The sequence below is a fragment of the Photobacterium sp. SP02 genome (genome assembly GCF_038519165.1).
Classification (GTDB): Bacteria; Pseudomonadota; Gammaproteobacteria; order Enterobacterales; family Vibrionaceae; genus Photobacterium; species Photobacterium halotolerans.
The window spans coordinates 16925-28942 of record NZ_JASJOJ010000052.1; the positions used below are offsets into that span (position 1 = coordinate 16925).

General features: G+C 51.1%; 11 protein-coding genes and 1 pseudogene. 6 read left to right on the top strand and 6 right to left on the bottom strand.

Going from position 1 to position 12018, the window contains the following annotated elements; all coding sequences use genetic code 11:
* Positions 1-51 precede the first annotated feature (51 nt).
* Complete coding sequence (locus P0Y67_RS17820; RefSeq protein ID WP_337112956.1) at positions 52-864, bottom strand: class II glutamine amidotransferase; 813 nt, start codon at positions 862-864, stop codon at positions 52-54.
* A 30-nt stretch (positions 865-894) separates the two neighbouring features.
* Positions 895-1479, bottom strand: a complete 585-nt coding sequence (gene lpcA / locus P0Y67_RS17825) for a D-sedoheptulose 7-phosphate isomerase (RefSeq protein ID WP_120510134.1) — start codon at positions 1477-1479, stop codon at positions 895-897.
* Positions 1480-1836: 357 nt separating this feature from the next.
* Here lpcA and fadE point away from each other — a divergent pair, with 357 nt between their 5' ends.
* Positions 1837-4290: an acyl-CoA dehydrogenase FadE gene (gene fadE / locus P0Y67_RS17830; protein WP_342392984.1), complete on the top strand. Its 2454-nt coding sequence runs from the start codon at positions 1837-1839 to the stop codon at positions 4288-4290.
* Positions 4291-4445: 155 nt separating this feature from the next.
* Here fadE and P0Y67_RS17835 read toward each other — a convergent pair whose 3' ends face one another.
* Together P0Y67_RS17835 and dnaQ are read right to left on the bottom strand one after the other, a co-directional pair.
* The gene (locus P0Y67_RS17835) at positions 4446-5702 is read right to left on the bottom strand and encodes a TIGR03503 family protein (protein ID WP_342392985.1); all 1257 of its coding nucleotides are present in this window, start codon (positions 5700-5702) and stop codon (positions 4446-4448) included.
* A 7-nt stretch (positions 5703-5709) separates the two neighbouring features.
* The gene (gene dnaQ, locus P0Y67_RS17840) at positions 5710-6441 is read right to left on the bottom strand and encodes a DNA polymerase III subunit epsilon (protein ID WP_342392986.1); all 732 of its coding nucleotides are present in this window, start codon (positions 6439-6441) and stop codon (positions 5710-5712) included.
* Positions 6442-6492: 51 nt separating this feature from the next.
* On the opposite strand from dnaQ, the gene rnhA reads away from it, so the two are divergent.
* Positions 6493-6957 carry a ribonuclease HI gene (rnhA, locus tag P0Y67_RS17845; RefSeq protein ID WP_342392987.1) on the top strand — a complete coding sequence of 155 codons (465 nt, stop codon included), beginning with the start codon at positions 6493-6495 and terminating at the stop codon, positions 6955-6957.
* 16 nt (positions 6958-6973) lie between these two features.
* On the opposite strand, the gene P0Y67_RS17850 is transcribed toward rnhA, so the two are convergent.
* A complete protein-coding gene (locus P0Y67_RS17850) occupies positions 6974-7717 on the bottom strand; it encodes a methyltransferase domain-containing protein (RefSeq protein ID WP_342392988.1) in 744 nt (247 codons plus the stop codon).
* Positions 7718-7755: 38 nt separating this feature from the next.
* Here P0Y67_RS17850 and gloB point away from each other — a divergent pair, with 38 nt between their 5' ends.
* The 3 genes from gloB (at position 7756) to P0Y67_RS17865 (ending at position 10861) form a co-directional block, all read left to right on the top strand.
* The gene (gloB, locus tag P0Y67_RS17855; RefSeq protein WP_342392992.1) at positions 7756-8514 is read left to right on the top strand and encodes a hydroxyacylglutathione hydrolase; all 759 of its coding nucleotides are present in this window, start codon (positions 7756-7758) and stop codon (positions 8512-8514) included.
* Between the two features lie 71 nt (positions 8515-8585).
* Positions 8586-10175: a LysM peptidoglycan-binding domain-containing protein gene (locus P0Y67_RS17860; RefSeq protein ID WP_342392989.1), complete on the top strand. Its 1590-nt coding sequence runs from the start codon at positions 8586-8588 to the stop codon at positions 10173-10175.
* Positions 10172-10861 carry a YIP1 family protein gene (locus tag P0Y67_RS17865; RefSeq protein ID WP_342392990.1) on the top strand — a complete coding sequence of 230 codons (690 nt, stop codon included), beginning with the start codon at positions 10172-10174 and terminating at the stop codon, positions 10859-10861. The genes P0Y67_RS17860 and P0Y67_RS17865 overlap by 4 nt, the downstream gene beginning before the upstream one ends.
* Here the strand turns inward: P0Y67_RS17865 and P0Y67_RS17870 are convergent.
* Complete coding sequence (locus P0Y67_RS17870) at positions 10827-11684, bottom strand: endonuclease/exonuclease/phosphatase family protein (RefSeq protein ID WP_342392991.1); 858 nt, start codon at positions 11682-11684, stop codon at positions 10827-10829. The genes P0Y67_RS17865 and P0Y67_RS17870 overlap by 35 nt on opposite strands.
* A 130-nt stretch (positions 11685-11814) precedes the next feature.
* On the opposite strand from P0Y67_RS17870, the pseudogene P0Y67_RS17875 reads away from it, so the two are divergent.
* Positions 11815-12018, top strand: a pseudogene (locus P0Y67_RS17875) (transposase); the annotation flags it as partial.

A 12018-nucleotide genomic window follows, 5' to 3' on the forward strand; every position in this document is an offset into this window, starting at 1 on the left:
AATACAAAAATGCGGCTATACAGCCGCATTTTTTATATCCAGGGAACAAGATTAACTCGGTGACGGCGGGGGATCTTCCGGTACGTCCAGCACGCGCTTATTGATCAGTTCACCATAATGGAATACCGCAAATTCACCCGTTGCCATTTTGTGCCAGCGCTCATCATTGGTCAGCGGCTGAGTGGCAATCACAGTCACCACATCATTCGGTGTGGTCTCTTTCTGAAAATCAATGGTGACATCTTCATCAATCAGCGAGGCTTTACCAAAAGGTGCCCGTCGGGTGATCCAGTGCAGGTTATTCGTACAGTAAGCCAGTACAAACTCACCATCACTGAGCAGCATGTTGTATACGCCGAGCTTCCTCAACTCATCGCAACACTCAGCCACCACCTCAAAGATCTGGCTCCAGTCATCCGGTGGCTGGGGAAATTTGCTGTCAATCTGATTCATCAACCAACAAAAGGCAATTTCGCTGTCTGTATCTCCGACTGACTGAAAGCGTCCAGCTTCCAGGGTTTCATACCCTGTCAGCTGGCCATTATGTGCGAAGGTCCAATAGCGTCCCCATAGCTCACGGGTAAAGGGATGGGTATTTTCCAGACACACCCCACCCCGGTTCGCCTGCCTGATATGGCTGATCACCGCGCAGCTTTTAATCGGGTACTGTTGCACCAGCTCAGCAATTTTAGAATGGCAACTGGGTTTAGGATCTTTGAATGTACGAAACCCTTTACCCTCATAGAAGGTAATGCCCCAGCCATCTGCGTGCGGGCCGGTTCGCCCACCGCGTTGCATCAGACCGGTGAAACTGAAACAAATATCAGTAGGCACGTTGGCACTCATGCCAAGCAATTCACACATGTTTCCTTATTCCTCAGTCAGGCTGCCGAATTACTCGGCCCCTTCCATTTCCTTTTCAACCAGCATGATAAGAATATGGATGATCTTAATGTGGATTTCCTGAATGCGATCAGCATAACCAAAATGCGGCACACGAATTTCCACATCCGCAATACCGGCCATTTTGCCGCCGTCTTTGCCTGTCAGCGCAATCACTTTCATGCCTTTCGCTTTTGCCGCTTCTATGGCCTTCAAAATATTCGCAGAATTGCCGGACGTTGACAGACCAAACAGTACATCACCTTTCGCACCAACCGCTTCCAGGTAACGGGAAAATACATATTCATAGCCAAAGTCGTTACTGACACAAGACAGATGGCTGGGATCAGAGATCGCAATGCCCGGATAGCCAGGACGGTTATCCCGGTAACGGCCAGTCAGCTCTTCGGCAAAGTGCATCGCATCACAGTGCGAGCCGCCGTTGCCGCAGGACAAAACCTTACCGCCTTGTTTGAAAGAATCCGCCAGCAGCTTTGCGGCAGCCTGAATATCCGCCAGATTTTTTTCATCGCTGATGAATCGGTTCAGAACGTCCGCCGCTTCAGTCAGTTCGGCACGAATGAGATCTTGGTACATAGGCTTTTCTCTGTGATTTGTTGTGTAAAGCAAGGAATTCCCTGCCGGATATGCCCTGACAGGCAGTTTACCCACAAACACTAGGAAGTGTCGACTGACCGGGCAGCAATTGCAGTGATTTTCCCCTCATATCAGTGTCCCGGCGAACAAGGAAACCGATTCCCTGCTACTTTTACCGCTTTTTTGTCGCCCCTACCCTCCAATGACGATGAGAAGCTACTCAGCAAAATCAAAAAAAGATTTTTACATTTCGCTAAAGATTACCTTACAATCAAATCAAGTGGTATGACCTCTTACCCGAATACAAAACTCATTAAAAATACCCTAAGGGAATATCCCTGATAAGGAGAAGAAAGAATGGCTACACTTGTGTACCTGCTGGGGTTGTTGGTGATAACCGGAGTGCTCGCTTATCACAGAGCCAGCCTCAGAACCTTCACCCTTGTTTTCGCCGTAGCGCTTGCTGTTGGTACCCTGCTGGATATCACCGGCGAATACAGCTGGCTGGCTTTCCTGATCATTGCATTGCCGCTGAATCTGCAGGCAATCCGTCAGAAATTACTCAGCAAACCCGCCCTGAAAGCCTTCAAAGGCGTGATGCCGGAAATGTCGCGGACAGAAAAAGAAGCGATCGACGCCGGCACTGTCTGGTGGGAAGCGGATCTGTTTCGCGGCGCGCCGGACTGGAACAAGCTGCATGATATTCCTGCACCACGCCTGAGTGCAGAAGAGAAAGCCTTCCTGGAAGGCCCGGTCAATGAAGTCTGCCGCATGGTCAATGACTTTGAAGTCACTCATGACATGGCCGATCTCCCTCCGGAAGTCTGGCAATACCTGAAAGACAAGAAATTCTTTGCCATGATCATCAAAAAAGAGTTTGGTGGCCTGGAGTTTTCGGCTTATGCGCAATCACTGGTGCTGCAAAAGCTGTCCAGTGTGTCTATGGTGATGTCATCAACCGTTGGCGTGCCTAACTCATTAGGTCCGGGCGAGCTGCTGCAACACTACGGTACAGAAGAGCAAAAAAATCACTACCTTCCTCGCCTCGCGGCAGGCAAAGAAATTCCCTGTTTTGCTCTGACCAGTCCGGAAGCAGGCTCTGATGCCGGCGCGATTCCAGATTTCGGTATTGTCAAAAAAGGCCTGTGGCAGGGCGAAGAAATCCTGGGCATGGAGCTGACCTGGAACAAGCGTTATATCACACTGGCTCCCGTGGCCACGGTTCTGGGCCTGGCTTTCAAGCTGTACGATCCAGAGCATTTGATGGGCGATGAAGAAGAGCTGGGTATCACCTGTGCCCTGATCCCGACGCATTTAGACGGCGTGAAGATAGGTCGCCGCCACTTCCCGCTCAACGTACCGTTCCAGAATGGTCCGACTCAGGGCGATAAAATCTTCGTGCCGCTGAGCTACATCATTGGTGGTCAGGAAATGGCGGGGCAAGGCTGGCGTATGCTGGTGGAATGCCTGTCGGTTGGTCGCGGTATCACACTGCCATCAAACACCACAGGTGGCCTGAAAACAACAGCCCTGGCAACCGGTGCTTACTCGCGTATCCGTCGTCAGTTCAAGCTGCCTATCGGTAAGATGGAAGGGATTGAAGAGCCGCTGGCACGTATTGCCGGTAATGCTTATGTACTGGACGCTGCCAGCAGCCTGACGGTCTCCGGTATTGATCTCGGTGAAAAGCCGTCGGTTATTTCTGCCATCGTGAAATACCACTGTACTCACCGCAGCCAGCGCGGAATCATAGACGCGATGGACATCATCGGCGGTAAGGGCATCTGCCTGGGCCCAAGTAACTTCCTGGCGCGGGGCTATCAGGGTGCACCTATCGCGATCACCGTGGAAGGCGCCAATATCCTGACCCGCTCCATGATTATCTACGGTCAGGGTGCCATTCGCTGTCATCCTTATGTGCTGACAGAAATGAATGCCGCCTACAACGAAGACCAGCGCCAGGCACTGATCGACTTTGACGATGCGCTGTTTGGGCATATTGGCTTTGTGATCAGTAATTTGATGCGCTCATTCTGGCTGGGTCTGACCGACGGTCGCAGCTCTTCCTCACCGCGCAAAGACGCCACTAAACGCTATTACCAGCAGTTGAACCGCTACAGTGCCAACATGGCTTTGCTGTCTGATATGTCAATGGCTGTTCTGGGTGGTTCACTGAAGCGTAAAGAACGCCTGTCAGCGCGTCTGGGGGATATCCTGAGCCAGCTGTATCTGGCCTCTGCGACCCTGAAACGTTATGCCGATGACGGCAGTAAGCAAGAAGATCTGCCGCTGGTTCACTGGGGCCTGCAGGATGCGCTGTATCAGACCGAGCAAGCCATCGACCAGTTCCTGCGCAACTTCCCTAACCGTGCCGTTGCCGGGCTGCTTCGCGTGCTGATCTTGCCGCGTGGTCTGTCCCGTGTTCAACCCAGCGACAAACTGGATCACAAGCTGGCCGTTATGCTGCAAACACCGTGTGAAACCCGTGACCGGTTAGGCCGCGGCCAGTTCCTTGAAGCCATTGAGACTAACCCGGCAGGTATGATGGAAGAAGCGCTGAAAGACATTCTGGCTGCTGAACCTTTATACGACCGTGTGTGCCAGGCTGCAGGTAAAAAACTGCCGTTTATGCAGCTGGATAAAGTGGCTGACACCGGCCTGGAGCTGAAAGCTATCAACGAAGATGAAGCTGAGCTGCTGCGACGTGCTGAAGCTGGCCGTCTGCGCACCATCAATGTGGATGACTTCGACCCCCAGCGTTTAGTCGCAGGCGTGGCTGATACGCAGAAAAACATTGAAAATGCTGCGTAACTATTTGCTTACGTATCTGCCTGCTTGCGTAAACACATCTGCTTGTTGAAAGCACAAACTAAAAGGGAAGCATAGCGCTTCCCTTTTTCTTTTCATCTGATTCGCTGGCCTGATTAGCATGATAGCCAGTTCAGCATTCACCGCACCTTACGCGGCTAGACTTTGACATCCGGTGGTATTTCCAATTTCGGTGCTTCCGGCTCGGCTGCAACCGATTTTGTTCGCCTTTTTCTCAGCATCACAAAGACCAGCGCCATCAATACCATCACACCGTTACCCGCCAGAATCAGCTTCCATGCCTGACTGCGGGCGGCCAGTTGCTCTTCAAGTCGCTGCTTTTCAGCTTCAAGCCGGGCTTTTTCCTCTTGCCGGGCACGGAACTCTGCCAGGTTCTTATCTAATTGCAGAATCGACGTAATGGCAAAATGGCTTTTCTCTAACGGAAAAACCAAAGGCCGCTTTTGATAAGTATCCGTAGCATACACCCACCCGGACCAGGCATAACTGCCAGGCTGGTGCAGGTTTGGAACGGCAACGTCCAGGTTAGTTGTCTCTGGCTGAGACTGTTCCTGGCTGATAGTCACGCTGCCATCCGGTGCGTCCTGCTCGACATGCACCGACACAGAGCCAGGTTCAATCATGCCTTCATCAGAGGTCACCACCAACTTATGGGAATCTTCCTGCGCTCTCGCCTGAATGAAGGTGGATAATACCGGTGGCGGATAAACCATCACCTGCTGCTCATGAGTACGGAGAAAAATGCCATTGCCTGAGGTGATATTCACCCGGTATCGACCCGGCTGGATATGTACCGGCAGGGCGACGGTGAACACGCCGTCTCCGGGGGCTTCATCAAGATTCAGCCCATCATCGGCAAATTCGCCCAATGACAGAGGGGTGGGCAAGGCATCTTCAGATTGTGTTTCAGGCTCGTCCACATATTCAAAGAAATTCACCGACATCTTGACGCTGTCGAGAAAATCCCTGTCGGTGAGCAGCTCACCATCCTGGGTCAGGCGAGCGGTGAATTTGTAAGATTCGCTCTGATACAATCTTTCCGGCAACGGCGCCACATCCAGCTTGAGGTTGGAGAGCACCTTGATCTGATTCTTATCACTGACCCGGCCAACCGCCTGCCAGGGGCCCGGCATCGGGTTTTCAATCGTGATGATGTCCCTGTCCGGCTCTTCGTGCCAGGCGACATTATCCGGATGCCGCCACGGATAATATTTCACCCCGTCCGGCCTGACCAAGACCACATTCTGGTTCTCGGTTTCTCTTTCTACCACGAAGGCCACTTGCTTGATGGTAGGATCAACCCGGAATCGGTTGTCCAGCCAGGACGCTGCCTGCACGCTTTGCGTACCAAGCAGCACCGGGATCAATGTAGACAGTAACGCTAGCCTTCGCATGCTTCTCCTATCGACGCCAGAGTGTGACGTCACCTTTTTTCTCGATGATATCTAAACGCGCTTCATGCGCTTCTAGTTCATCGGCAGAAGCACGAATAATCTTTAATGTTTTCCTTCCCGAGGCAAGACGGCGTATCCCGCTTTCTGCACCACTGTCACTTTCTTCACCGGCGGCATTGAGTGCCAGCGAGGTCTGCCCGCCTGTCATCATCAGATAAACGTCGGCCAGGATCTCAGCATCGAGCAACGCGCCGTGCAGTGTACGGTGCGAGTTATCAATACCGTAGCGCGAGCAAAGTATGTCCAGATTATTGCGTTTACCCGGGAAGATTTTCTTCGCCATATCCAGGGTATCGGTCACCGAGCAAAAGTCGGTGGTTTTTCCGATCGAAGGATTCAGCTTCCTGAATTCATAATCCATGAAGCCGATATCGAAGGGGGCGTTATGTGCGACCAGCTCAGCACCGCGGATAAAATCCATAAACTCGTGATGGATGTCAGCATAGCTCGGCTTATCACGCAGAAAATCGTCCGTAATACCATGAACAGCGACGGCTTCAGGATCAATCGGACGATCCGGTTTGATGTAGACGTGGAAGGTCCGCCCGGTGAATTTTCGGTTAACAATTTCCACCGCACCGATTTCAACGATGCGATGCCCTTCATAGTGAGGGCCGGTCATATTCATACCTGTGGTTTCGGTATCAAATACAATTATGCGTTCATTGGTGGCTTTCATAGTATCGGTTATGTCAGACTAGAGTTTTAATAAAGATGAATACTACCAAAGATGACCAAGCAGGTAGAGATTTTCACCGACGGTTCTTGCCTCGGCAACCCAGGTCCAGGCGGCTATGGCACAATTTTACGTTATAAAGGCCATGTCAAAGAGCTCAATGATGGCTTCTTCATGACCACCAATAATCGCATGGAACTGTTAGCGGCCATAGTCGGACTGGCCAGCCTCAAAGAATCTTGCGAGGTTGATTTGACCACTGATAGCCAATATGTGCGTCAGGGTATCACACAGTGGATCCACAACTGGAAAAAGCGCGGCTGGAAAACAGCAGATAAAAAACCGGTCAAAAATGCGGATCTGTGGCAGCAGTTGGAACAGGAAACGCAACGCCATCAAGTGCGCTGGCACTGGGTAAAAGGCCACGCCGGCCATCCCGAAAACGAACGCTGCGATGAGCTGGCCCGCCAGGCGGCCGAATCCCCCTCGAAAGACGATACCGGTTACCAGGAAAGCTGACAGCTCTCAGCCGGTATTATCCCGACTGCTTCTTGTTAGCCTGAGTGCGGCAATTCACACTGATTGGCGTGAGTTGTCGCCGCAGCTTCCAGCTTGGCTTGATCGGCTTGAGTGGAAAGGTTCGCTTTCTGGCCACAATCAGATAAATCCCGCCGACTCCGGAGAAGGATCCCGACAGCATACTTTCTGCCCAGGCAGAAAACGCCGGATATCGGGTGGGCGGTAAAATCGCCAGATTTTCATGAAATACCACTTCGTAATTCAGCACCCCCAGCCAGTCTTTGACCCGGATAGGCATGAACATACGTCCCGACCAAGGCGCACGTTTCCGGTTCCAGGGCAACAGCCCCCGCATACCGTGCAAGCTCAGTGGATTATAGCCCGTGATCAGCAGATAGCCGTCATCGACCAGCACCCTGTCAACTTCCCGAAGCAAAGAATGGGGATCGCCACAGAAATCCAGCTGATGCGCTAACACACAGGCATCAAAGGATTTTTCCAGAAAAGGTAATGCCATAGGATCGGCTTCAAGATTGCGAAGCGGATTATCGCGATCAATACAAACCTGATGGCGGATGTTACAATGGCCACTGACGAATTCGCAGCTCAGGCCGCCCAACTTCAGCATGTGGTAGCCAAAGAGTCTCGGCCACCATTCATCCAGCTGAGCCTGAAGCATTTGTGCCGCCCATTCTCCCTGAACCAGCTGAGACCAGGAATAGGGTGTGTCGATTTCTTTTATCGTGCGGGCTGGCTTCATAAATGATGACTCACACATCAAGGACTGGAGACAATTTCATGCTAACTATTAAGAGCATACCTGCATTTAACGACAATTACATCTGGCTAATTCAAGGACCGGATAATCGCTGTGTTGTTGTTGACCCGGGCGACGCCACTCCTGTTCTGGATTGCTTAAACACCAACTTTCTGACACTTGAAGCTATCCTGATTACCCATCACCATCATGATCATGTTGGCGGAATCAGTGAACTTAAGCGAGCTTTTCCTGCCTGTAAAATAGTGGGCCCCGGATCTGAAGCCATTCCCGGGCTGACACAGTCTGTCGAAGATGGCGATCAGGTCGATATTTTCGGCGAACGTTTCATGGTGCTGGGCTTGCCCGGCCATACCTCGGGACATATTGCCTACGTTGGCGATGGCAAGCTTTTCTGCGGCGACACATTGTTCTCTGCAGGCTGCGGCCGTCTTTTTGAAGGCACGGCAGCGCAGATGTACAATTCGTTACAAAAATTAACCGCATTGCCAGACGAAACAGAAGTTTTCTGTGCACATGAATATACCAGTAGTAACCTGGCCTTTGCGTTAGTTGCAGAGCAGGATAATCCTCACCTGCAGCGTTACCGTGAAGAGGTCAGTCAGCGACGTGCTCGGGGGATAAGTACGATTCCAACGACTTTAGGGCTGGAAAAACGCGTCAATCCGTTTTTACGTTGTGATCAGCCAAGTATCAAAAAAGCTGTTTCAGATAAAGCGGTTAACGACAGTGACCTGGAAACCTTCGCCGCCCTCAGACGTTGGAAGGACAATTTTTGAAGGACGGTCACTTGTAACCAGCACCTTTCGCCAAGTATTATCACCTGCGATTTTGGCTAAAGGCAGGTTACATGAAATCCCGATTTTTTTTAGCGAGTGCGCTGCTTCTGGCTGGTTGCCAAATAACAGGAAATTCTCAACAAGAGCCTGTGGCAACTAATCAGGAAAGTTCAGCTGCAGCGCAAAATAATAACAATACAGATACAGGCACAACAGACAAGTCAGCGACGGCATTGGATACACCAATGGCTGCTGTTGAGCCGCCGGCACCTGTGGTCACACCACAGGAACAGGATGATGCATGGCAACGCATTGCGATGCAACTCAAGCTCGATGTCCCGGATAACAAACGTGTCAATTACTACCGCAACTGGTATCTTCGCCACCCCGGGCATCTCACTATTGTCGCTTCACGTGCAGAACCCTTCCTCTACCACATTACTGACGCCGTCGAAAAACGGGGCATGCCACTCGAATTGGTACTGCTGCCTATCGTAGAAAGTTCATTTGACCAGTTTGCCTATTCCCATGGCCGCGCGGCCGGTTTGTGGCAAATCATCCCGGGCACAGGCCGCCAGTTTGGCCTGAAGCAAAACTGGTGGTATGACGGTCGCCGTGATGTCGTCAAGTCAACCGAAGCAGCCCTTGACCTGCTTGAGTACCTCAACCGCCGTTTCGATGGTAACTGGCTTCATGCACTTGCCGCTTATAACTCAGGAGAAGGCAGAGTATTCCGGGCAATTCGTGAAAATAAGAAAGCCGGTAAACCGACAGACTTCTGGTCACTGGATCTGCCGGAAGAGACCAGCGGATACGTTCCCAAGCTGCTGGCTGTTGCTGACATCGTCCGTCAGCAAAGCAAATACGGCGTCGATATTCCTTTCATAGCCAATGAGCCTGCGGTTGCAACCGTCGATCCAAACACTCAGATGGATTTGGCTATGGCCGCCAAATACGCAGGACTTTCTCTTTCTGAGCTGAAATCGCTCAATCCTGCTTATAATCAATGGGCAACAGCCCCCGAAGGTCAGACCCACCTCCTGCTACCGGTCGCAAATGTCGCGACTTTCAATCAATCCTTTGAAGCGAATGGCCGGCAGGGCATGAAAGTCGTGCGCTATCAGGTCAAAGCCGGAGACAACCTGAGCGTGCTGGCCAAGAAGCACCATACCTCGGTTGATCTCATTCAACGGGCTAACAAAATGGCAGGTTCAGGCATCAGAGCGGGTAAGTATATTCTTATCCCTGTTGCGATGAATGGTGAAAATGCATTTCCAAGCCTGACTGAAGTTCGCTCCCAGGTCAGCCACGGCAGCGGATACCGCACGATTTACAAGGTGGAATCCGGTGACAGTTTGTGGACCATCGCGAAAAAGCAGCAAGTCAGTATTAAAGAGCTGATGAAATGGAACGGCTTAAGCAAGCAATCAACGCTTCGCGTCGGACAGAAGCTGAACATCTGGAAAACCAGCCAAAACGGCGGTGTGATCAGAACGGTTTTCTATGAAGTCCGCACCGGCGACAACCTCAGTGCTATCGCGGATCGTTTCAATGTGAAATTAGCAGATGTGATTAAATGGAATCAGCTGGGCAGTCAGAAGTACCTCAAGCCGGGCCAGAAACTGAAGCTGTTTGTCGATGTCACTAAGGTGAGCGTATGATGCCGTCCAGCAATCCATTTATCGCTTTACTGGACTTGTTTCGCTCACCGGTAGATTGCTTCACCGCACTGCATCAGCGCCCCAAATGGGCGCTGTTACCTTATCTGCTATTGATACTCACCCCCTTTGGTTTATGGGGCAGTTACTTCAATCAGGTCGATCTGGCTTGGTTGCAGGACACACTTCGCAACCAGTTACCCCAGCTGACGGAAGAAAATCAGCTTAACTGGCTGTCACGGGAAGTGCTGCTGGCCGGAGAAGTGTTCAGTGATATTTTCGGTCGCACTGCCAGTCTCCTACTTTTGGCGCTTTGGTTGAATCTGGCGACCAAGAACAGCAAAGCGCCACAAAGTTTCGGCAAGTGGCTGGCTGCGAGCTGCTTTATTATGCTGCCAACTCTGATCGGTGATCTGGCCAGCTATCTGAATGTGCTGTTCAACTCATCGCAGATACTGCCAAATGCCGCAGACTTGAACAGTTTGAACGCTTTCATTAAGCTGCCGATGAATCATCCCTGGGCCGCTTTTGCCTCCAGTATACCTTTGCTTGCACCTTGGTATATTGCGCTTAGCTATATAGCTGTCAGCCTGTGGTGTGGTATTGAACGTGCCAAAGCCATTGTGATTGCAGCATTACCTTGGCTGCTGGTCGTTACTGTTTGGCCCCTTTTGATTCTAACAGCCTGAAACGGGCAATGATTGGGTGATGGTCTGAGGCATCAGTTACTGGTGCCTCTGCCTGTTCCAGCCTCAGACCACGGTAGAATAAATGATCAAGCGGCCAACCGAAGATTCTGATACGCAGATCTTTGTCCATTGTCACCTCACTAAGTGCTAACTGTTCAGCGAACTCTTCAACCACTGCCATCCGCTCCTCGCGCCAGGTATTGAAATCTCCGGCCACGATCACAGGGCCTTCTGCCTTACCAATCTGACTCGCTAATGCTGCGAACTGCGCCCGATACTCATCCACCCCCCAAGCAAAATTAATTCCATGCAAATTCACCACAGTGAGGGTTGATCCATCTGATAAGGGGTATCTCGACAACAATGCGGATTTAGGTAAACGAAGCCAGGGCTCCACCGCCAGATAAGCACAGGTCTTTTCTGCCTTTTGCCGTGACAAGTTCATTACCCCCGCAGGTGTATCCAAAAAGGTAAAAGCATTTGCCATTGTCACCTGCCAGCGACTTTCTTGCAGGTACTGGCCGAGCTCCTGAGTTAATTTCGCCTCCTGTAACAGGACTAAGTCACTGTCTGCACTAAACCCGACGAGAGCCTGATGCCAGCTATCTCGCTGCTGCTTGTAAATATTCCAGACCGTAATACTTAACTCACCATTTTTATCTATCGACGCTGCTGGTGCATTTTCGACACAGCGAATACTGTACTGGCTAACTTGTGCTCCAGACGCAACTTCAGGCTGTTCTGGTACATTGAAGGCCAGATATGTGCCAGTCACGACCACTGCCATCAGAAACAAAGCCAAGTAACTCAATTTTTTCAGCATCAGTACACCTTTAAGCTCGATTCATCACATTGCTAAGCAAGCCGTTATATTATCAGTCGGCTGGCTTCAGACATACCCCAAGTGAAACCGTTGCAAAACCTCCAAAACCAATAACACACATGGATAACGAGGAATCGGTGAAGCGATTGTTGTTCCTTGGGTCAATAAAGAAATCATGATCGAACACCTCAGGCAAATCTCAAGCGTGACAGAAAAAGACCGACATGCCGTCGTGATCATGGATGGTGCGGGATGGCATACTGATGACATCGCGAATCCATTTGAGAATATCAGCATCATCAAACTGCCTCCCTATTCTCCTGAGCTTAACCCA